The following is a 20,436-nucleotide window of genomic DNA, read 5'->3' on the forward strand; positions in this document are numbered from 1 at the left end:
TGATCAAGCTAGAGGTTTAAAGACTGATCGGGTTCCAATTATTTTTATTAATAAATATTTTACACAATTCATACCAGGTAAGCAAGAGAGCTACGCCACTACTACCGAATCATTACCTAGTTTTGGTTTAATTTTATCTAGAAAATTTTGTTATGAAAAATCTTCAACAAACTATTAGATTTACCTTATCATATTTACTTCTTACTGCTAGAGTTCTTGCCGCACCACCCCCCACTCGTATTAATTATTGTTCTAACACTTTTATCCAAGAAATAACCACCAGATTTGATGACGAAGCTGATGCAGAAGCAGTTGTGGTTCTAACCAACGGAGTTGTTCTGTTTTTCTATGTGAAAATTGATGAAGTTCCAGCTTGAAAAACAGCTTTACCCGGCGATAAAGTAAAACTCTGTTTAACTCAAGTGCCAGATGATTGTCCACCGGGTTTCGCAATCAGTTAATTTAATCGTTTTTCAATCATTCCAGATGAAAAAAATTAATCTATCCCGGAGTCGTGAATAACGATTAATTATTAATACTTTAACCAAAACGACCGCTAACATAATCTCTAGTGGACTCTTGAGCGGGATTTTGAAAGATAACCTCGGTGCGATCATATTCCACTAAATAACCCACTTTACCACCTTTTGGGGTCGGTTCAGCATTATAAAAAGCCGTTAAATCAGAAACCCGCGACGCTTGTTGCATATTGTGGGTGACAATAACTATAGTATATTGGGTTTTCAATTCGTGAATTAATTCCTCAATTTTTAGGGTAGAAATTGGATCGAGTGCCGCACAGGGTTCATCCATTAAAACAACTTCCGGTTTAACCGCAATAGCGCGAGCAATACATAACCTTTGTTGTTGTCCTCCCGATAAAGCTAAACCACTTTCCTTGAGTTTATCTTTAACATCATCCCAGAGAACGGCTTTTTTTAAAGATTCTTCCACTAATTGATCCATATCACCGATGTAACCATTTAAGCGCGCCCCAAAAGCGATATTTTCATAGATAGATTTGGGGAAAGGATTCGGTTTCTGAAAAACCATACCAATACGACTGCGTAACCCGATAGGATTAACGGAATTACCATAAATATCTTGGCCCCGAAAGGTAACTTTTCCCTCAATTTTGGCACTTTTAACTAGATCATTCATGCGATTAAAACAGCGCAAAACCGTACTTTTTCCGCAGCCAGAAGGACCGATAAAAGCGATCGCTTTTTTCTCAGGAATATCAAGGTTAACATCACGAACAGCGAGATTAGAACCATAGTAAACATTTAAGTTTTTGGTTCTCAAAACCGCATCGGTGACAACATCGCTACTATACATAATCTTTAAAGGAATAGGTGTTGGGGAAAAGGGAGAAGGGAGAGGGAAAGAGGGAAGAAAAAAGCTGATAACTGATAACTGATAACTGATTTAGCCAAAACGTCCACTAACATAATCTTTAGTTGCTTGTTCTTGAGGATCACCGAAGATTTTGTCCGTATGATCAAACTCGACTAAATAACCAATTTTGCCACCTTTATCGGTGGGTTCAGCGTTATAAAAAGCCGTTAAATCCGCTACTCTAGTAGCTTGTTGCATATTGTGAGTAACAATAATAATTGTATAACGTTCTTTTAATTCGTGCATTAATTCCTCAACTTTTAAAGTTGAAATTGGATCCAGTGCCGAACAGGGTTCATCCATTAATAATACTTCTGGTTGAGCGGCAATAGTGCGAGCAATACATAATCTTTGTTGTTGTCCCCCCGATAGGGAAAAACCGCTTTCTTTTAGTTTATCTTTTACTTCTTCCCAGAGAGCTGCTCGACGCAAGGAAGTTTCTACTAATTCATCTAAATCGCCTTTATAACCATTTAATCGCGCTCCGTAAACCACATTATCGTAGATGGATTTGGGAAAAGGATTAGGGCGCTGGAACACCATACCGATATATTTTCTGACTTCGACAGGATCTACCTCTTGAGAGTAAATATCTTGGTTATGATAAAAAACTTTGCCGTCAATACGAAAACCGTGAATTAAATCATTGAGACGATTAAAACACCTGAGAATGGTACTTTTTCCACAGCCAGAGGGTCCGATAAAAGCGGTGACTCTATTTTTGGGAATATCGATGGAAACGTCCCGCACTGCCCGATAATTACCATAGTAAATATCAGCCTTATCGACCTTTAAAACGGTTCCTGTAGAATGGGGGTTAGAATTAGTTAGCATAAATTATTTACCTTGAATTTGGCTAATTTAGGAATCAGAAAGATAGGTAGATTTTTACTTAAATATCCCTTTTTGCTTTTCACTTTTTCCTTGACTTAATAGGTTTTCTGGCGCGTGGCTAAACGGGATAAAATGTTAGTTACCAACACCAAAAGCACGAGAATTAAAGCACCTGCCCAAGCTAATTGCTGTTGAGGGGCAAAAGGGGCAGTAGCAAAGTTGAAAACTAGGACCGAAAGGGTGGCAATCGGTTCAAAGACACCCCGAGGCCAAAAGTTAGAGAATAATGCCGTAAAAATTAAGGAGGCGGTTTCTCCGGCAGCCCTAGCAATTGCTAAAGTCACACCGGTTAAAATAGCGGGAACTGCCGCAGGAAGGACGATTTTTAGGACGGTTTGGTAGTTATAGGCCCCTAAACCCATGGCTGCCCAGCGGATGTCTTGGGGAACGATTTTTAAAGCCTCATCGGTGGTTCTAATAATAGTCGGTAACATTAACACCGCTAAACCGATCGAACCGGCCAGGGCAGAAAAGCCTAAAAGGGCTGTTCCTTCGCCAAATAAGGGCGCAACTAACAAACCGAAGGCGAAAACCCCGACAATAATCGAAGGGACACCCGCTAGAACGTTGGTAGCAAAGCGCACACCCTGGGCAAGTTTGTTATCACCGCTAAATTCCGAGAGATAAACCGCCGCTAAAACGCCGATGGGAACTGCGATCGCTGTGGCTAGGGCAACGACGATAATTGTGCCTAAAATGGCGTTAGCGATGCCTCCTCCTCCTAACCCCGGCGGTGGCGGTAATTTAGTAAAGAGATTAGCGTTTAAACGACCCACCCCTTGCACAAAAACAAAGCCTAGGACGGCAAAGAGGGGAATCACGGTGACAGCTAAACATAAAGCCGAGAGAACGGTCATAATTGTCCCCAATAGCGATCGAGGACTACTCGGTTTCTTTTTGAGATTATTGCCTAAATTCGCACTATCCATATCAGTTAAAAGATGGCTTAATACTTAGCTTTGACGCGATTAACGATTAATTCGGCGAAGATATTGACTACTAGGGTCAAAACCAAGAGAACAAAACCCGCATACATGAGTGCCGATACTTGCATTCCCGATGCTTCGGCGAATTGGTTAGCCAATAAGGAAGCGATCGTGTTAGCGGGGGCGAGAATAGAGGCACTAATGCGGTTAGAATTGCCGATAATCATCGTTACTGCCATGGTTTCCCCTAAAGCACGCCCTAAAGCTAACATAATCCCCCCGACAATCCCGGAAAAAGCGGCAGGAATTAAGACTCGAAAAATCGTTTCCCAACGGGTGGCCCCCAAACCTAGGGAAGCTTGTCGCAAATCCGGCGGTAAAGCGGCCAAAGAGTCGCGAGAGATAGCGATAATAATCGGCAGGATCATAATTGCTAAAATAACCCCCGCCGGTAACATTCCAGGACCCCCTAAAGGAGTACTAAACAGAGGAATCCAACTAAAATTAGCATTTAACCAGTTACCAAGGGGTCTGAGGATAGGAATCAATACAAAGATACCCCATAATCCGTAAACAACACTGGGAATAGCGGCCAAAAGTTGTACGAGAAAAACCAAAATTGTCCGCGCATTTAAGGGAATAAAATCTTCGCTTAAAAAAATGGCTGAACCGATACCGAGGGGAACAGCAATCAGGAGGGCAATCAGAGAACTAACGAGAGTTCCGTAGATAACCGGCAGAACTCCGAATTCTTCCCGACCGCGCACGGGATTCCAAGCACTACTGGTCAAAAATCCCAGACCAAAGGTTTGAATCGCTGGTAGGGCCCGAATAAAAATAACTAGGGCAATTAGGAGCAAAATCAGCCCAATAGCGATGGCAAAGGCGGTGGTTAATCCAACAAAGCCTTTATCGAGGATTTTTTCCGATTCTGGACGTTCTTTAAAATTTGAGTCGGGTGGAACTGTGGGCGCACTCATGATTAGGGTTTAAATCCAGCTAGTTTGCGGCAGCTAAGGGAGAAATTGGCCTTTCTCCACTACTATTGTAACTTTGAATACATTTTTTCGGCGACTAATCCACGTTGATCGTGTAATCAGGATAGATGACATCGGCAGCGGCGGCTACTCGTTCCCGAACGTTTTTCGGTAGGGGAATATAACCAAGGGGAGCTGCTTGTTCTTGTCCTTGGTTAAGTCCAAATTCAATCATCGCCTCCATTGCTAAAGCTTTTTGGGGATCGTTGTATTTTTTGTAAACCAACATCCAGGTATAGGTGACAATGGGATAGGAATTTTCTCCCGGCGGATCGATGATAAAAGCCCGCAGATTTTCGGGTAATTCCACCGTGGCTAAGGTGGCAGCGGCGTTGGTTTCATTGGGGATAACGAATTGACCGGCTTGGTTTTGTAAAACGGCCATGGGCAGGTTATTATTTTTAGCGAAACCGTACTCGATATAACCGATCGAGCCTTGATTTTGTTGAATTAGGGCAGTTACACCCTCATTGCCTCTACCGCCAAGAAATTTACCTTTTTTGGTCGGCCATTGTACGGCTTTTCCTTCACCGATGCTTTTTTTCCATTCGGGACTAACGGCGCTTAAAAACTTGGTAAAAACTCCCGTTGTTCCGCTACCGTCTGCCCGGTGAACTACGGTAATTTCTTCATCGGGTAGTTTTAAATCGGGGTTATCGGCGGCAATTTTGGCATCGTTCCAACGGGTAATCGTGCCTAAAAAGATGCCTACATAGGCTTCTCTACTTAGTTTCAGCCCTTCTACTCCGGGCAAATTATAAGCCATAACGATGCTTCCCGCCGTCATCGGTAGCAGTAAAACCCCTCTGCTAACTCTGGCCATATCCTCGTCACTCATGGCCACATCGGAAGCGCCAAAATCGATCGTACCTTGGATAAATTGTTCGACTCCCGCCCCGCTACCGGTAGATTGATAGTTAATTAGTAGTTTGGAAAATAGTTGATTAATGGTGACAAACCAGTTTTGATATAGGGGTGCAGGAAAAGAAGCACCCGCACCATTGAGGGCGACCTCTCCTTTTAGGGGAACCTGGGCGATTCTATTGCTTCCCTCTCCGCTAGTTCCTGCCGTATCGGTGCCACCACAAGCGGTTAAAGTCGCTGTTAAAGTGGCTATGGATAAGGCTGTTAGTAAATGGGTTCTGTTTTTGTTGAGCATAGGATTAATTTTGATCCGTAAACTGCCTTAAATCTTACGCTAAAAGTTACCACTGCTTGGTAAAGAATAGGTTAAGAAGTGAATAAAAGAACGTAATGTATTGTCAAGAAAAGTTTTCTCGATAACTAGACAAAAATCTCAACTTCTTTTACTATCTATTTTGACTAAACATTAGTTTTAAGTCGCGGGTAAAGCCGCTAACTTTTCCCGTCTATATAGGGGGTTTCTCTTTCCCTACCATTATAGTGACGTAAAAACAACAAAGAAAAGATTAAGGTTTTTAGCCATCATCCCTCAGCTTTTTTCTTCCCACTTCCCCACTGATAACTGAAAAGTCTCCCCAATACCCGTTTTTACTTTCTCCTTTTGACACCTATGCTAGAAATTTTTACTCAGCTATCTCGTCCGACCAAAGTAGTGGCAACCATACTAGGAACTGCTCTACTTTTACCCGCTTGTGCCAATATTAATCCTCAAGATCTAAAACCAATTAAAATCGATGGTTCGAGTACCGTAGCACCAATTACTGATAAAGTTCTCGAAGATTTTAAAGCTAATACCCCTAACAAAGCTTTGGCTGATGTTAAAATTGACGCTAATATTTCAGGAACTGGCGGCGGTTTTAGAAAATTTTGTGCGGGAGAAACAGATATTAATAATGCTTCTCGGCCAATTTCTGTGGAAGAATTAAAAGAATGTGATGCTAATAAGGTAAGATTTATCGAACTACCGATCGCTTTTGATGCTTTAACCGTGGTAGTCAATCCCCAAAATAACTGGGTTGATGATATTTCCACCACAGAATTAAGAACTATTTGGGAACCAGCAGCCGAGAATAAAATCAAACGTTGGAATCAAATTAATCCCGCTTGGCCCGACCAACCGATTACCCTTCATGGACCGGGTAAAGATTCCGGAACCTACGATTTTTTTAGTGATGTAATTAACGGCAAAGATGCCAGTCGTGGGGACTTTAATTTTAGTGAAGATGACCAAGCTTTAGTTAATGCCGTCAGTCAAGATGCCAACGCTTTAGGCTATTTTGGCAATGCTTACTATGAACAAAATCGGGATAAATTAAAAGCTTTGAAAGTTAACGGTATTGAACCAACTCGCGGCAATGTCGAGGATAGTAAATATCAGCCTTTATCTCGTCCTTTGTTTATTTATGTTAATGCCCAAAAAGCCCAAGAGAATCCCGCTTTAGAGAAATTTGTCGAATATTATCTCGATCGAGTTCCCAATTTATTAGATACTATTGGTTATATTCCCCTACCCGATGAGGCCTATCATTTGGCACGGGTACAGTTGCAAAAATTTGAGGTAGGAACGGTTTTTAATGGCCGACCTCAACCCAATTTAACCATCGGGGAATTACTTCGCAAACAAGCTCAATTTGAAGCGAAGTAACGATTCCCATCTCATACTAAATCTCTTGAGTATAGCCTACATATCAGGAGAGGCAATAGGCAATAGGGGCAATAGATAGGCTCTTCTAGGTTCTGTGTGATAAGTTTAACTTACATAGGATCGATCTTTGTGTCCTCTGTGTCTGGAGTGGTTCCTTCTACTCCCTCGCCAGCAGGACTGTATCTTAGAATACATTTTACCCACCAAATCCAAGAGAGCCATAGATAATCAGTCTTTAACAACCGGATTTAGTATGAAAGGAAAATATATCTGGACTTCCCTACTCCTATCTGCCTCCTAACATAGCAAAAGGTTTGCCAATTTCACCCAACAGAGATACAGAAAAAAAAGAGGGGACAAACCCCCCATTCAGCGTATCAATAAACTTGTTAATTAACCCTTCGGTGTCGCCCCAAATTGCTCGATGAGGATAGAAGTTAACACCGATTTTAAGTCTTCACAGGGAATCCCTTTTTGTACACAACTTCCCAGGTGAGCATCTTTACCCACTTTACCCCCCATGTAGAGGTCAACTCCCTCCACGGTTTTGCCGTCTTTGCGAGCTTTTGTCCCCATCAAACCGATATCGGCCACTTGGGGTTGTCCGCAGGAGTTAGGGCAACCAGTCCAGTGCATACGCACACCCCGGGGGATATTTAATTCAGCATCTAACTGACGAATCAAGTCCACAGCCTTATTTTTGGTTTCAATCAGGGCAAAATTGCAGAATTGCGCCCCCGTACAGGAAACGAGCGCTCGTTGTAAAGGAGTGGGATTGGGGGTAAACTTAGCCAGTAAAGGCTCGGTTAAAAGAGTTGGCATATTTTCAGCCGCTATATTGGGAATAATCACGTTTTGTTCCACGGTTAAACGCAATTCTCCGCTGCCATACACTTCGGCAATCCGGGCTAAATCGAACATATCATCGGCAAATAGACGACCAACGGGAACACAAAGACCGATATAGCTTAATCCCTCCTGTTTTTGGGGAAAAACTCCTAAATGATCCCGTTTTTCCCAGTCAATAGCGTCTTTTTCCGCTGCCGTTGCCAAGGGATAACCTAACTGATTAGCCACCCGCGTGCGGAATTCCTCGATTCCCCACTCATCAATTAACCACATTAAACGGGATTTTTGACGATTGGCACGCAATCCGTTATCGCGGTAAACTTCTAAAATCCCTCGGCATAAATCCACCACCTCCTGATTAGGTCTCACCCAAACATTCATGGGAATTGCCGCTTCACAGCGTTTAGCCGAGAAAAAGCCACCTACCACGACATTAAAGCCTAATTCTCCTTCTTTATAGGCAGGAACAAAGGCAATATCGTTAATTTCCGCATGAACTGAGTTATCCCGGCCCCCCTCGATGGCAATATTAAATTTGCGGGGCAGATTGGTAAATTGATAATTACCTTGACCGCAGTTGGTAATCATATCTTGGACTTTTTGGACTAATTCCCTGGTGTCAATTAATTCATCTGCGTCTAGTCCCGCCATGGGTGAACCGGTAATATTTCTGACATTATCCATGCCCGATTGTACCGAAGTCATGCCCACGGATTTTAGTCGTTGGAAAATATCAGGAATATCTTCGATACGAATACCGCGTAATTGTAGGTTTTGACGAGTAGTAATATCGGCATTGCCATCATCGCCGTAACGCTGCACAATTTCCCCTAAAACGCGCATTTGCTCACTACTAATAATGCCGTTAGGAACCCGCAAACGCATCATGAATTTACCCGGGGTGACAGGACGATAAAAAACCCCCACCCATTTTAAGCGATGTTCTAAATCGGTTTTATCCATCGCTTCCCAACCGATTTGGGCAAAATGATCTAGTTCATCTTTAATGGCTAATCCGTCTTTCTCGGCTTTAAATTTCTCGAATTTATTGAGAGTTGTTCCATCTTTTTCAGGTGCTTGTACCATGAATCTATCTCCTTCTGATTTGTGGGTGTAATTGTTCTAGTTGGTGCGGGTTAGAAATGAAGAAATCGGGATTTAACAATAAGTATTCTGTAAAATACTGTCGTCATTAGCAAAAATTTAGTAATTTACCTAGTCTCTATTTGTTATTTAATTCTTTTTAACTTGGACAATTTTGTATTGTTTGTAACAGAAATCCTTTAACCATCGTGTTTAAGGATTTCTGTCATGCAGTAAGTGCATTGAGGTGGGGAAGTGGGGGGAAGGGAGCAGGGAATTGTCCTAAGCGAGAAACTTAACCAACTCCTCTAATTTTTGCCAAGCTAACCCACTGGCTAAAATCTCGCGAGCGAGGGCGAAACCAGCAGCATGATCGCCAAAAGTGACCTTTTCTGCCACCTGTAGGGCAAGAGCGGCATTAATCGCCACAGCATCCCGTTGAGCGGGCGTTCCCCCCCCTTGCAGAACATTTTTGAGGATTTCGGCATTTTCTGGCACTTCCCCGCCTTTAAGGGCATTTAAACTGGCTCTAGGGATAGAAATTGACAAGGGATCGATCGCCGCAGAAATCACCTCGCCATTATTTAATAAAGCCATATCGGTCAGATCTCCCAACCCCACCTCGTCGAGTTTTTCCCGGCCGTGAACAATAATCGCCTTGGGGGTTCCCATTTGTGCTAAAGCTGTGGCCATGGGGGTGAGAAATTGCTGGTCATAAACCCCGATAACTTGACCTGTGGGACGGAGAGGATTAACTAGAGGACCCAGAAGATTAAAAACCGTGCGAACTTTCAGGGTTTTGCGGAGATTAGCCACACTTTTCAGAGCTGGATGCCAACCGGGGGCAAAAAGAAAGGTCACTCCCACCCCATCTAAAGCCGCGGCCACTTTCTCGCTAGGGGCGCTTAAATTAACCCCAAGATATTCTAAAACATCGGCCGAACCGACTTTACTGGAGGCGGAGCGATTGCCGTGTTTAGCCACTTTTACGCCCCCGGCGGCCGCCACAAAAGCCACGGCAGTGGAAATATTAAAGGTTGAGGCCCCGTCACCGCCGGTGCCACAGGTATCGATAACGGGAGTAGTATGGGGTTTAGGGTCTTCTAAGCGAGATTGTTGCCGTAAAACTCCGGCCATTCCCGCTAATTCGGCGGCCGAGACTCCTTTTGCTTGCAAAGCCGCTAAAATCGCCCCCGATAAAACTTCCGGAATCTGGCCGTTTAACCATCCGGTCATTAGTTCTTCAGCTTGGTTAAGGGAAAGGGATTTTTGATCGAGTAGTTGCTGCAGTAGGTTTGGCCAGTCTTGATTGGTCATCGCTGTTCCATTGGTGTGGGGATGGGGCGATATACTATCATAGCGGTTTGTCTGGAGAATCGATCGCTCCTAGTAAGTAGCTGGTTATAATTAAATTAAAAATGAATTTTAGGTTCGATCCCCCCTGCCCCCCTTGATAAGGGGGGTGCCGATCCCCCCTTAGTCCCCCCTTAATAAGGGGGGTGGGGATCCCCCCTTAATCCCCCCTTGATAAGGGGGGCATCTGATAACTTTTAACGCCTACCTACTTAATTTTTACTTCAAATCGAGCAAACCCTGTTCTTTTAACTTGGGATTAAAACGAATTTCCATCTGTACTCCCCGTTTTTCTAGAGTTGATAAAACATCGTTTTCTACTCGTCTGGATACCTGTTTTAATAACTTGATTTGCCCTACTTCGTCAGCACTTTGATAAATTTCTTTTTCTGTCTCACTCATGGCTAATTTAGCATCAATTGGTTCTGTCCAGAGTTTTTCATTGCTGATTACTGCCTGACTTTCTCTTAGCCAAGCTTGTTTAATCGATTCGAGAATAGTCCGATTAGGACGCTCAATCAACTGGATTTTTAGCCAATAACAAGCTTGGGGCTGTCGGGCAAGATGTTGTTTTAAACTGAGATAAATATCACGAGAATAGCCGACAAATTCTAGGACTTGCTCTCGATCAAAAATGGCATAAACCCCGATTTTTCCCTGGAAATAAGCACAGATATTACCGGTGGCATCTAGGTAGGGAATGTATTCTAATTGTTCGAGATTAGCCAAAGTATCAGACTCATTCATAATTAATCGTCGCTAATTGGTTGGAGATAAGTAGGTAGGTGTTAAAAACTTTCAGATCCACCGCTGATCAAGTAGGATTGATTCAAGGTAGGGTTGATTCAAGGTAGGGTTGATTCATGAATCAACCCTACCCGTTTAAAATTGTACCAAAAAGTCTTAGGCTAAATTAGTCCCCAAAAATGATCAATTCTCAATGCCTACTGCTTCTCTTAACGAAATTGTTCACGCGGCCTTAAGTGGTCAAGTGGTTTCTTTTCCCACGGATACAGTCCCCGCTTTAGCAGTTTCTCCCCCCTATGCTGCCTTAGTTTTTGCCGCTAAAAAACGGACTTTTGATAAACCTTTAATTCTCATGGCGGCCTCAGCAGCAGATTTATGGGATTATGTCAAGGGAAATCAGGAAGAAAGGGAAATTTGGCGGCAAATGACCGAAAAATACTGGCCCGGCTCCCTAACTTTGGTTTTACCCGCTTCTGAAAAAGTACCAAAAGTTCTTAACCCTAAGGATTCTAGCACGATTGGTATCCGAGTTCCTGCTCATGTGATCGCAAGAGAAATTCTCGGTCGAACTGGTGTTTTAGCGACCACAAGTGCTAATCTGTCAGGACAAGAGCCTTTATTAACTCCAGAAGCGATTATGACTACTTTTCCCTCGGTGACGGTGTTAGCACCCACAGAAAGGCAAGCATGGGGAATAATCAATAGTGGACAACCCTCCACCGTCGCACGTTGGCAATGTCAAAGATGGGATATCTTACGACAAGGGGCAGTTTTTCTGTAAATATGGACGATATTGACGCTTTAAAACGGGAATTACAGCAAACTCGCCTCGCTTATCAGATGGCCGTGGCAATTAATCACCTCAAAAGCAGTTTTTTGGGACGGGTTGCCCACGAATTGCGATCGCCATTGAGCAGTATGATCAGTCTCCATCAAATGATTCTCGCCGATCTTTGTGAAAGTCCGGCCGAAGAAAGGGAATTTATCGCCCAGGGACAACTGGCAGGCCGTAAACTGATGGCAATGCTCGATGAGATGATTAATCTCTCGAAGCTAGAGTCGGGTACTATACCTCTGGAGCGAGAAATTTTTTCTTTAACTAAACTCTGGGAAGATTGGGCAAGTTTAACCTATTTACAGGCAGCTAATCGCAATATTCAGCTTAAATTTAGCCCTTTAACTGATGATATTGCTATTATTGCCGATTATCAATGTTTATCCTCCGCTCTTGTTCTTCTCGTCGATGCAGCGATCGCCAACCTAGGAAGTGGCTCTATTTGTATATCCGTAAGCGCTCTTGACGAGAAAAAAGTCACTATTAGTCTAGAATTTACGGGGGAAATGGCTCTCTGGCCAATGCCAGAAATTTCATCCTTGAGTTTAGAATCAAAGCCAGAAGAAGTCAAACAATTTACTCAAGTTCTTGGCTTTTCTCCTAGTCTTAAATTCCAGTTAGCGAAGGGAATTATCGAAGTATCGGGGGGGGAAATGAGCTTAGATCAAATCGATAACAATAGTCAGGACAAGCTCACAGAGATCGTTTTTTCTTTACCTCGATCGCCGGACAGGAAAACTCATCGGGATAACGATTAAATAATACCATCGTCGTGGTGGCGTTGCTTTGGAAACCAATGCGCTGGTAAAATTGCTGTTGGTTAGTAGTCATCAAATAGACTCTTTCCACCCGATTTATTCGGGGATGGGCCAAAACTGTTTCTACTAATTTACGTCCTAAACCGGCCCCCTGATAATCGGGATGAACAATCACATCCCAAATAGTTGCCCGATAAATGCCGTCAGAAGTGGCCCGAGCAAAACCAATTAATTGCCGCTCATTCCACACCGTCACCACCGGATCACTATAGTCAATTGCGGTTTCTAAATCTTCTAAACGGCGATCGATTGCCCAAAATGCGGTTAAATTAAATAATTCTCGTAGTTGCAATAGATCTATCTTGCTTTTATCCTCGTCAAACTGAATCTGACTACAATCAACCATGATATTTCCTTAGTCTAAGACTAAAAAATAGGAGAAGATATTTTTCCGAGAAAGAGGATTCACGCTCGATCGGACTGATTTATGAGCAATTTCCCCTAATCTATGTGTCTAATTATACTCAATGCCTCAGATAATCTCTAGTTGATTTATCGTGATTTCTTGACAAGTTATTAATCAGTGATCAGTGATCAGTTATCAGTTATCAGATGAGAGTTTTCAGTTCACTGATGGTTCTTCGGTTTGTGTGATGCCATGACGGGAGTTTTAAGGGATGAAACCCTTGCAGAAAAAAGCATTTGGTGATTTTTGTCAATTGTTTTCGCTCCTGAACGAACTAATCAATTAAGTCTCTTACCAAATAAGGATTTAGTCGATTTATGCCCCCCGATCGAATCATACCAAGTAACGAAGAACCTCACTGATTACTGTTTACTGTTTACTGGACGGCTACGCCGTGCCTTTGGCAACACTGAAAAAAGTTTCCCACACCCCACAGCAATGCTTAACAATCAAAGATCTTCGCCGGTGTCTGTCATTTGTTTAGGGGAAATCCTCTATGATCTAATTGCCGATCAAAGCGATCGCTCTACAGAGAAAGTAACTTCTTGGACAACCTACGCGGGGGGTGCGCCGGCAAACGTGGCCTGTGGATTGCGAAAATTGGGCATAAATTCGGCTTTTATCGGTTGTGTGGGCAAAGATCAACCCGGAGAACAGTTAATCGCCTTGCTAGACGCTCTCGGAGTCGATACCACTGGTGTACAGTATCATGCCACCCTACCCACCCGACAAGTTTATGTCACCCGCGATGCTGGGGGAGACAGACATTTTGCGGGTTTTGGCGGCAGAAAAACGACTGATTTTGCCGATACTGCCCTTAATGCTGACCTATTGCCCGAAAATCTGTTTAAAAATGCCGATTATCTAGTGATGGGAACCCTAGGGTTAGCCTATCCCCTTTCCCGCCGGGCAATGCAACGCGCCCTCGAATTAGCTAAAATTTACGGGGTGAAAGTATTGATCGATATCAACTGGCGGCCGGTTTTTTGGCCTAATCTTGAGGCTGCCCCTGATATCATTCGAGATTTTATCGTCCAGGCCGATTTGCTCAAATGTAGCGAGGAAGAAGCAGCATGGTTATTTGGCACTGATAACCCGGGAGAAATATCGTCAAAATACCCCAATTTAGGGGCAATTCTGGTTACTGGCGGCGCAAAAGGTTGTAAATATCATTTAGGCGAAAATAGCGGCAATGTCGAGGCTTTTTCTGGGGAGGTAGTGGATACCACTGGGGCGGGGGATGGCTTTGTGGCGGGTTTTTTGGCTCGTGCTGGTCTGGGAGGCGATCAAATCGGGGAAAATGCCGATTTAGCGCGTAACGCGGTGATTTATGCCTGTGCGGTGGGGGCAATGGTGACAAGGGGGGCAGGAGCGATCGCATCCCAACCGACTCGGGAACAGGTGGAGGAGTTTCTAGCGGCCCTTGACTCCTAGAAATTAGCCCTTATACTAAATCCAGTTAAGTAGCTGGTTATAATTAAATTAAAAATGGATTTTAGGTTAGATCCCCCCTGCCCCCCTTGATAAGGGGGGTGCCGATAGGCGGGGGGATCCCCCTTGATAAGGGGGGTGCCGATAGGCGGGGGGATCCCCCTTAATAAGGGGGGCATCTGATAATTTTTAACGCCTACCTACTTATTAAAAACTGATTATCTATTCCCCCTCTTGCATGAGTGCCTATCGTGATATGTAACCTATACTCAACGGATTTAGTATTATTTGCCAGTTTTTTGGTCAAACCAGTCTAAAACCCGATTCCATGCCCACCAGCGATCGCTATCGCCCCACTGACGCTGACAGGATAAACTGCTGATATAACCCACATGACCACCGTGGTTGGTTAAGAGTAGATCCACGTGGGGATTATCAGCGATCGCTGCTTGCAGATCGGGAATAACTGCGGGGGAAAAGAGGGGATCATCGGCCGCGTAGAGGATAAAAGTGGGTTTAGTTAAATAGGGTTGAAAGGGCAAGGGACTACTAGCGGCATAATAGTCAAAAACTGTCTCAAATCCTAGCTTTTTAATCACTAATTCTCGATCGAATCCGGCAATCGTGGTGGCGCGAGTAATTGCTTCGGGATCGATATGATCGGGATGAGCTTTATGGATGCGTTTGGCTAACTTGCGTAATTCCCTGGCGATCGCTTTTTCCAGATGTTTCCCCCAGGTATCCCGGACGAGATAGGATAAGGAACGATTAGAGTCTAAATTAGGACAAATTACCGCCCCACCACCGATATGGGCGGGATCGATCCCCATATCTTCCTGATTCTCTGCCGATTTAATTCCCCAGAGGGCTAATTGTCCCCCCAGAGAGTAACCTGTGAACCAAAAAGGAGCGGGACAGCCCATTTTTTGAGCTTGGGCGGCAATATGAATGAAATCTAGCCCTTCATAGATGCCATCGGAGGTGAGAGTCGGGGATAATTCGGCTGTCTTACCGTGGGCCCGCCAATCGAAGAGGACGACTGCGTAGTTTCTCGCTACGGCTTTTCTGCCTAAAATCCTTAAAAACCATTGATTATCTAAGTCTCCCGTGATGCCGTAGGTCCCGATAATTGTTCCTTTCGCTTGCGGGGGAATGGAAACAATCCCGTAGATAGGGACGGCATTGGCCCCGGTGAAAATGGTTTCTTGATAGACTGGTTCGGGAATAGCGATCGTATTTTGCCAGGTTTCTCGCGCTTTTAGGGACACATAGAGAGTCATGGCAAAACCGTTTTTCAGCAATGGGGGCGGAGTGTAGGTGAGATTATCGGTCTTCGTCCTCGGATGGGCAATCATGGCAGCACAGGGGAATCTAAAAGTCAAGAGGGGGAAACAAAAATTAACTTATGTCCACCGCTTTCTTAAAAATTGTAAAGCAAATTGTCCCAAGCGGCGAGCAACTCTGGCAGGGCAGTGGCCGACCAATTGCCCTCACAACCGCGACCTTGATAGAGAATAAATCGCAGGGAATAATTATCGGGAAATCCTGTCGCTTCTAACCATAAAAGCTCGCTTTCCGCTTCACAAGCAATACTTTCTTCATCCATTAATTCTGTGGCCATGGCCGCCATAGTTGCGGTCAATTGTGATAGTAACCGACGCAAATCTTGCCACTCGGCCTCGGTTAATTCCATCGCCCAATCATCGCCACCAATTAATCCTTTATAAACGGCTGCCGTAGGATTCCAACCGAGTCGCCAACCTGAACCATATTTGAGAATTTTTTCCATAATTTTCTAGAATTTTAATAGGTCAGCATCTCCCGGTTTTGATAAGGAGGGACGAGGGGGAGAGGGACTAGGAGAAGGACTAGGATTGGGGGTTTCTTGGGGGAGAATAGCGGGGTTATAAATTTCGACTAGAAGGGTGACTAACTGCTGCCGTTGACGACGATTAAGACTGTTCATCGCTTTGATATCGGCAGCCATCGGGTTAACGGTAAGGGTTGCTTGTCCGGGATAGTTTTCTTCGCTGATTTTCTCGTTCACTCCTAGGTAATCCCCTAGGGTTAATTGCCAATCAAAACGGATGAGAGTAAATCTTTTTTTGGTATCTTGATGATAACGAAGAAAGCGACTGATTAGGGTATTATTCGGATCGATCGCTCCTGTCTCTCGACGGATATAGTTGTTTTCTTTCGGTAAATCTGGCATTGCTTGGTAAATTTGTTGGGCAACTGTTTCGGGGCGTTGAATTTGGCTCATCCCGGTGGATTGCCACGATAACCACCAGACAAATATCCCTATCACTAGGCAGAATACTAATAATATTAGTCGCTGAATTTTTAGCTTTTGAGGTAATTTTAATAGCATATTGATCAAGAAAAAATTGAGCGGAACCTTTTTATAAATAGTGTCACACAAAGATTGCCATTCATCGCGGCTAGATTTTCCGAAGCTTACGGAACACTTGTACTAAAATATCCGGCCAAGTTTTCCACCATACTGTAATTCTTGGGCTGCCCATTTCTCCATTTTTTTGCTCACCTCCACCTTGATTCCTTCTTTCAAAACTATACCTATCAATCGTTTCCCCTTTTTTTAAGTTTCTTCTCTTTTTGTTAAGAAAGATCTGACTAATCGATAGGGGGGATCGAACCCAAAATCTATCTTCATATTTAATTAGAACCACTTACTTAAAACCCAGAGGGTTTTTGCTAGGGTGGATAGCCCCAAGACTGGCAATCGCCCCCAGCCGGCTGCTGTAAAATAGGAAGGATAGATAAAACTCAGGAGAAAAAACCCCAGTGCAGTACAACCCCGCAGAAATCGAACAGAAATGGCAGAAGATTTGGCAGCAAATGGGATTGGACAAAACCCCAGAAAACGCCGATAAACCGAAATTTTACGCCCTCTCCATGTTCCCCTATCCATCAGGCAACCTGCACATGGGTCACGTTCGTAACTATACTATCACCGATGTGATTGCCCGTCTGAAAAGAATGCAGGGTTATCGCGTGCTGCATCCCATGGGGTGGGATGCTTTCGGATTACCCGCAGAAAATGCCGCCATTGAAAGAGGAGTTCCTCCGGCAAAATGGACTGATCAAAATATTGCCCAGATGAAACGGCAATTACAACAGTTAGGATTATCTATCGATTGGGAAAGAGAAGTTGCCACCTGTTCCCCGGAATATTATCGTTGGACCCAATGGCTATTTTTACAGTTTTTTGAATCGGGATTAGCCTACCAAAAAGAAGCGGCAGTGAATTGGGATCCTATCGATCAAACTGTCTTGGCCAATGAACAGGTAGATAGTGAAGGAAAATCTTGGCGATCGGGTGCTAAAGTAGAAAGAAAATTACTCCGGCAATGGTTCCTAAAAATCACCGATTATGCCGAACAATTACTCACTGATTTAGATAAGCTTACCGGTTGGCCAGAACGGGTTAAAACCATGCAGGCCAACTGGATTGGTAAATCGGTAGGTGCTTATTTAGAATTTCCTCTTGTTAACTCCACAGAAAAAATTGCCGTTTTTACCACTCGTCCCGATACGGTTTATGGAGTCACTTATGTGGTACTTGCTCCCGAACATCCCTTAACTTTACAAGTTACCACTCCCGAACAAAAATCGGCCGTAGAAACTTTTATTCAAGAGATAGCCAGCGAAAGCGAATTAGAAAGAACTGCCGAAGATAAACCCAAACGCGGTATTAAAACCGGAGGACTGGCAATTAATCCTTTTACTGGTGAAGAAATTCCGATTTTAATTGCTGATTATGTCCTCTACGAATACGGGACGGGGGCAGTGATGGGAGTCCCGGCTCACGACAGTCGCGATTTTAAATTCGCTCGGGAAAATAACCTACCAATTAAGATAGTTATTACTCCAGAAAGTGGCGAAATTGAGTTAAAAGAGTCCTACACAGAAGCGGGAATTATGATTAATTCCGCTCAATTTAATGGACTTAATTCTACAGCAGGAAAAACCGCTATTATTGATTATGCCACTGCCCAAGGTTACGGCAAAGCTAGAATACAATATCGCCTCCGGGATTGGTTAATTTCCCGTCAAAGATATTGGGGTTGTCCGATTCCAGTTATCCACTGTCCTAACTGTGGAACCGTGCCAGTACCTATCGATAATTTACCCGTTACTTTACCGGAAAATGTCGAATTTAGCGGTCGAGGTGCTTCTCCTTTAGCCAAATTAGAAGACTGGGTAAATGTGGATTGTCCTCGCTGTGGAACTCCCGCAAAACGGGAAACGGACACCATGGATACTTTCATCGATTCTAGTTGGTATTTCCTCCGTTATACCGATGCTAAAAATGAAGATATACCCTTTCAATTCGAGAAGGTTAATGATTGGATGCCCGTGGATCAATACGTCGGAGGAATCGAACACGCTATCCTACATTTACTCTATTCTCGTTTCTTTACCAAAGTTTTAAGAGACCGAGGTTTAGTTAATGTCGATGAACCTTTTAACCGTCTATTAACCCAGGGAATGGTACAGGGATTAACCTACAAAAATCCCGAAACTGGCAAATATGTCCCCGCGGAAAATGTTATCTATAAAGAGGATAAATATTGCGATAAAGACACGGGAGAAGTTCTATCTTTCTTCTTTGAAAAAATGTCTAAGTCGAAATATAACGGCGTTGATCCTCTGAAAGTTCTCGAAAAATACGGGGCCGATACTGCCCGAATGTTTATACTTTTTACTGCACCCCCAGAAAAAGATTTACAGTGGGATGATGCGGGGGTAGAAGGACAATTTCGCTTTCTTAATCGGGTGTGGCGTTTAGTCAGCGAATATATTGAAAATAAACCCAAGCAAGTCAAAAAAATAGAGACTTTCTCGAAAACTGACAAGGATTTAAGACGGGCAATTCACACCGCTATTAAAGAAATCTCCGAGGATTTAGAAGGAGATTATCAATTTAATACCGCCATTTCCGAATTGATGAAACTCAGTAACGCTTTAGGGGATAATAAGTGTTTTGCATCCCCCATTTATCGGGAAGGAATCAAAACCCTATTAATCTTACTTTCCCTCTTTGCTCCCCATCTTAGCGAAGAATTATGGCAAGCTTTAGGCCATAGCCAATCAATTCACCTGCAACCCTGGCCAAAAGTTGATCCTACTGCCCTGATTGTGGACGAGATTACCCTTGTCATCCAAATTTTGGGAAAAACCAGAGGCACGATACAAGTTCCCGCTAGTGCCGATAAAAGCACCCTAGAAACCCTCGCCCTGGAATCAGAAATCGCCCAACGTTATTTAGAGGGTAAGGAAATCAAAAAAGTGATTGTTGTCCCGGGCAAATTAGTTAACTTTGTCGTGGTTTAAATGACAGCAATTATCACAATGGTAGGGAATTAAGAACCTTTTCAGTTATCAGTAACCAGTTAGATTAACACTTTAGATGGCAAAATAGAAACTATACAATCAGTATTGTCTGTAAATAAGAACAACCTATGGATATTGAATCAACTAAAGTTACTCCTGAAGAAATTGCCCAGTTTCGCGCTGAATTGGTAGATAATCTAAGTGCGATCGCTGCTTTGGATGCGATTGAAGAATGCGAAGGTTATCTTGAGGATGCTGTACCCGCAGGTTTTTGCACTTGACAAGATCGGCGATCGCATTATAATGGATGGAGAAAATTAGTTTTAGTTTTAACAATAGCACTATGGACAATACAACTCAGTTAACACCGGAAGAAATACAACACTATCGGCAGCAATTTAAGGATTATCCTGAAGCTTTGGATGCTTTAGACTTAATTGCAGAAACAGACGGCGATTTAATTAAATCTGCTGGTTTATTGGCAATGGAAACAGGTGTGAAGATTCCTACTAGAGCAGGGGAAGAAGATAATATTCTAGATAAATTAGCTAAAAAATGCCGTTCTATTGTGTGTGATGATGATTTTATAAATGATCTCATGAAAGATTTACTAACTGTAGCAGTAGCAACGTTAGCGGCGGGGGGACAAATCCCAATATCAGTAGCAACTTCTGTTGTTATTTATTTGGCGAAAAAGGGGATCAAACAATGGTGTCAATTTAATGCTTAATT

20 protein-coding genes are annotated in these 20,436 nt (G+C 43.4%); 8 read left to right on the plus strand and 12 right to left on the minus strand.

The annotated features are described in order from the left end of the window. Window positions 1-152 precede the first annotated feature (152 nt). Complete coding sequence (locus EWV60_RS05055) at window positions 153-377, plus strand: hypothetical protein (protein ID WP_259679092.1); 225 nt, start codon at window positions 153-155, stop codon at window positions 375-377. 163 nt (window positions 378-540) lie between these two features. On the opposite strand, the gene pstB (EWV60_RS05060) is transcribed toward EWV60_RS05055, so the two are convergent. The 5 genes from pstB (EWV60_RS05060) to pstS form a co-directional block, all read right to left on the minus strand. Then, window positions 541-1,338 (minus strand): phosphate ABC transporter ATP-binding protein PstB, encoded by a 798-nt coding sequence (gene pstB, locus EWV60_RS05060; RefSeq protein WP_002752590.1) that lies wholly within the window; start codon window positions 1,336-1,338, stop codon window positions 541-543. 90 nt (window positions 1,339-1,428) lie between these two features. Then, window positions 1,429-2,232 carry a phosphate ABC transporter ATP-binding protein PstB gene (pstB, locus tag EWV60_RS05065; RefSeq protein ID WP_002732845.1) on the minus strand — a complete coding sequence of 268 codons (804 nt, stop codon included), beginning with the start codon at window positions 2,230-2,232 and terminating at the stop codon, window positions 1,429-1,431. A gap of 95 nt (window positions 2,233-2,327) precedes the next feature. Then, a complete protein-coding gene (pstA, locus tag EWV60_RS05070; protein WP_002732684.1) occupies window positions 2,328-3,221 on the minus strand; it encodes a phosphate ABC transporter permease PstA in 894 nt (297 codons plus the stop codon). Between the two features lie 17 nt (window positions 3,222-3,238). After that, window positions 3,239-4,198: a phosphate ABC transporter permease subunit PstC gene (gene pstC, locus EWV60_RS05075; RefSeq protein ID WP_002749316.1), complete on the minus strand. Its 960-nt coding sequence runs from the start codon at window positions 4,196-4,198 to the stop codon at window positions 3,239-3,241. A gap of 94 nt (window positions 4,199-4,292) precedes the next feature. Further along, the gene (pstS, locus tag EWV60_RS05080; RefSeq protein ID WP_287231384.1) at window positions 4,293-5,414 is read right to left on the minus strand and encodes a phosphate ABC transporter substrate-binding protein PstS; all 1,122 of its coding nucleotides are present in this window, start codon (window positions 5,412-5,414) and stop codon (window positions 4,293-4,295) included. A gap of 375 nt (window positions 5,415-5,789) precedes the next feature. On the opposite strand from pstS, the gene EWV60_RS05085 reads away from it, so the two are divergent. Then, window positions 5,790-6,824 (plus strand): PstS family phosphate ABC transporter substrate-binding protein, encoded by a 1,035-nt coding sequence (locus tag EWV60_RS05085; RefSeq protein WP_287231385.1) that lies wholly within the window; start codon window positions 5,790-5,792, stop codon window positions 6,822-6,824. Between the two features lie 393 nt (window positions 6,825-7,217). Here the strand turns inward: EWV60_RS05085 and EWV60_RS05090 are convergent, their stop codons facing one another. The 3 genes from EWV60_RS05090 to EWV60_RS05100 form a co-directional block, all read right to left on the minus strand. Next, window positions 7,218-8,759: a ferredoxin--nitrite reductase gene (locus EWV60_RS05090; RefSeq protein WP_149106739.1), complete on the minus strand. Its 1,542-nt coding sequence runs from the start codon at window positions 8,757-8,759 to the stop codon at window positions 7,218-7,220. A 279-nt stretch (window positions 8,760-9,038) separates the two neighbouring features. Next, the gene (gene trpD / locus EWV60_RS05095; RefSeq protein ID WP_002752577.1) at window positions 9,039-10,073 is read right to left on the minus strand and encodes an anthranilate phosphoribosyltransferase; all 1,035 of its coding nucleotides are present in this window, start codon (window positions 10,071-10,073) and stop codon (window positions 9,039-9,041) included. 255 nt (window positions 10,074-10,328) lie between these two features. After that, on the minus strand, window positions 10,329-10,856 hold the full coding sequence (locus EWV60_RS05100) for a GIY-YIG nuclease family protein (protein ID WP_287231386.1): 528 nt from the start codon (window positions 10,854-10,856) through the stop codon (window positions 10,329-10,331). Between the two features lie 193 nt (window positions 10,857-11,049). Here EWV60_RS05100 and EWV60_RS05105 point away from each other — a divergent pair, with 193 nt between their 5' ends. Continuing rightward, entirely contained in the window at window positions 11,050-11,637 is a 588-nt protein-coding gene (locus tag EWV60_RS05105) for an L-threonylcarbamoyladenylate synthase (protein ID WP_069475242.1), read from the plus strand. After that, window positions 11,592-12,449: a sensor histidine kinase gene (locus EWV60_RS05110; RefSeq protein WP_287231387.1), complete on the plus strand. Its 858-nt coding sequence runs from the start codon at window positions 11,592-11,594 to the stop codon at window positions 12,447-12,449. Before EWV60_RS05105 ends, EWV60_RS05110 begins: the two co-directional genes overlap by 46 nt. On the opposite strand, the gene EWV60_RS05115 is transcribed toward EWV60_RS05110, so the two are convergent. Beyond that, window positions 12,385-12,855: a GNAT family N-acetyltransferase gene (locus EWV60_RS05115; RefSeq protein ID WP_287231388.1), complete on the minus strand. Its 471-nt coding sequence runs from the start codon at window positions 12,853-12,855 to the stop codon at window positions 12,385-12,387. The two genes, EWV60_RS05110 and EWV60_RS05115, sit on opposite strands and share 65 nt — an antisense overlap. A gap of 498 nt (window positions 12,856-13,353) precedes the next feature. Between EWV60_RS05115 and EWV60_RS05120 the strand changes: the two genes are divergently transcribed. Then, entirely contained in the window at window positions 13,354-14,349 is a 996-nt protein-coding gene (locus tag EWV60_RS05120) for a carbohydrate kinase family protein (protein WP_287231406.1), read from the plus strand. A gap of 281 nt (window positions 14,350-14,630) precedes the next feature. On the opposite strand, the gene EWV60_RS05125 is transcribed toward EWV60_RS05120, so the two are convergent. The 3 genes from EWV60_RS05125 to EWV60_RS05135 form a co-directional block, all read right to left on the minus strand. Further along, on the minus strand, window positions 14,631-15,701 hold the full coding sequence (locus tag EWV60_RS05125; RefSeq protein ID WP_194015470.1) for a YheT family hydrolase: 1,071 nt from the start codon (window positions 15,699-15,701) through the stop codon (window positions 14,631-14,633). Window positions 15,702-15,766: 65 nt separating this feature from the next. Continuing rightward, window positions 15,767-16,135: a DUF1818 family protein gene (locus EWV60_RS05130; protein WP_194015468.1), complete on the minus strand. Its 369-nt coding sequence runs from the start codon at window positions 16,133-16,135 to the stop codon at window positions 15,767-15,769. A 6-nt stretch (window positions 16,136-16,141) separates the two neighbouring features. Then, window positions 16,142-16,717, minus strand: a complete 576-nt coding sequence (locus EWV60_RS05135; protein ID WP_287231391.1) for a hypothetical protein — start codon at window positions 16,715-16,717, stop codon at window positions 16,142-16,144. Between the two features lie 434 nt (window positions 16,718-17,151). Between EWV60_RS05135 and leuS the strand changes: the two genes are divergently transcribed. From leuS to EWV60_RS05150, 3 genes are all read left to right on the plus strand, one after another. Beyond that, a complete protein-coding gene (gene leuS, locus EWV60_RS05140) occupies window positions 17,152-19,704 on the plus strand; it encodes a leucine--tRNA ligase (protein WP_287231392.1) in 2,553 nt (850 codons plus the stop codon). Window positions 19,705-19,832: 128 nt separating this feature from the next. After that, on the plus strand, window positions 19,833-19,985 hold the full coding sequence (locus EWV60_RS05145; RefSeq protein ID WP_287231409.1) for a hypothetical protein: 153 nt from the start codon (window positions 19,833-19,835) through the stop codon (window positions 19,983-19,985). Window positions 19,986-20,047: 62 nt separating this feature from the next. Then, the gene (locus EWV60_RS05150) at window positions 20,048-20,434 is read left to right on the plus strand and encodes a hypothetical protein (RefSeq protein ID WP_069475249.1); all 387 of its coding nucleotides are present in this window, start codon (window positions 20,048-20,050) and stop codon (window positions 20,432-20,434) included. Window positions 20,435-20,436 lie beyond the last annotated feature (2 nt).

The organism is Microcystis sp. Msp_OC_L_20101000_S702 (assembly GCF_007095705.1).
GTDB classification, from domain to species: domain Bacteria; phylum Cyanobacteriota; class Cyanobacteriia; order Cyanobacteriales; family Microcystaceae; genus Microcystis; species Microcystis ichthyoblabe_A.

Excerpts from the sequence above, each read along its gene's own strand:
- EWV60_RS05055 (WP_259679092.1), top strand. The coding sequence starts at position 153 with ATGAAAAATCTTCAACAAACTATTAGATTTACCTTATCATATTTACTT.
- pstB (WP_002752590.1), bottom strand. The coding sequence starts at position 1,338 with ATGTATAGTAGCGATGTTGTCACCGATGCGGTTTTGAGAACCAAAAAC.
- pstB (WP_002732845.1), bottom strand. The coding sequence starts at position 2,232 with ATGCTAACTAATTCTAACCCCCATTCTACAGGAACCGTTTTAAAGGTC.
- pstA (WP_002732684.1), bottom strand. The coding sequence starts at position 3,221 with ATGGATAGTGCGAATTTAGGCAATAATCTCAAAAAGAAACCGAGTAGT.
- pstC (WP_002749316.1), bottom strand. The coding sequence starts at position 4,198 with ATGAGTGCGCCCACAGTTCCACCCGACTCAAATTTTAAAGAACGTCCA.
- pstS (WP_287231384.1), bottom strand. The coding sequence starts at position 5,414 with ATGCTCAACAAAAACAGAACCCATTTACTAACAGCCTTATCCATAGCC.
- EWV60_RS05085 (WP_287231385.1), top strand. The coding sequence starts at position 5,790 with ATGCTAGAAATTTTTACTCAGCTATCTCGTCCGACCAAAGTAGTGGCA.
- EWV60_RS05090 (WP_149106739.1), bottom strand. The coding sequence starts at position 8,759 with ATGGTACAAGCACCTGAAAAAGATGGAACAACTCTCAATAAATTCGAG.
- trpD (WP_002752577.1), bottom strand. The coding sequence starts at position 10,073 with ATGACCAATCAAGACTGGCCAAACCTACTGCAGCAACTACTCGATCAA.
- EWV60_RS05100 (WP_287231386.1), bottom strand. The coding sequence starts at position 10,856 with ATGAATGAGTCTGATACTTTGGCTAATCTCGAACAATTAGAATACATT.
- EWV60_RS05105 (WP_069475242.1), top strand. The coding sequence starts at position 11,050 with ATGCCTACTGCTTCTCTTAACGAAATTGTTCACGCGGCCTTAAGTGGT.
- EWV60_RS05110 (WP_287231387.1), top strand. The coding sequence starts at position 11,592 with ATGTCAAAGATGGGATATCTTACGACAAGGGGCAGTTTTTCTGTAAAT.
- EWV60_RS05115 (WP_287231388.1), bottom strand. The coding sequence starts at position 12,855 with ATGGTTGATTGTAGTCAGATTCAGTTTGACGAGGATAAAAGCAAGATA.
- EWV60_RS05120 (WP_287231406.1), top strand. The coding sequence starts at position 13,354 with ATGCTTAACAATCAAAGATCTTCGCCGGTGTCTGTCATTTGTTTAGGG.
- EWV60_RS05125 (WP_194015470.1), bottom strand. The coding sequence starts at position 15,701 with ATGATTGCCCATCCGAGGACGAAGACCGATAATCTCACCTACACTCCG.
- EWV60_RS05130 (WP_194015468.1), bottom strand. The coding sequence starts at position 16,135 with ATGGAAAAAATTCTCAAATATGGTTCAGGTTGGCGACTCGGTTGGAAT.
- EWV60_RS05135 (WP_287231391.1), bottom strand. The coding sequence starts at position 16,717 with ATGCTATTAAAATTACCTCAAAAGCTAAAAATTCAGCGACTAATATTA.
- EWV60_RS05145 (WP_287231409.1), top strand. The coding sequence starts at position 19,833 with ATGGATATTGAATCAACTAAAGTTACTCCTGAAGAAATTGCCCAGTTT.
- EWV60_RS05150 (WP_069475249.1), top strand. The coding sequence starts at position 20,048 with ATGGACAATACAACTCAGTTAACACCGGAAGAAATACAACACTATCGG.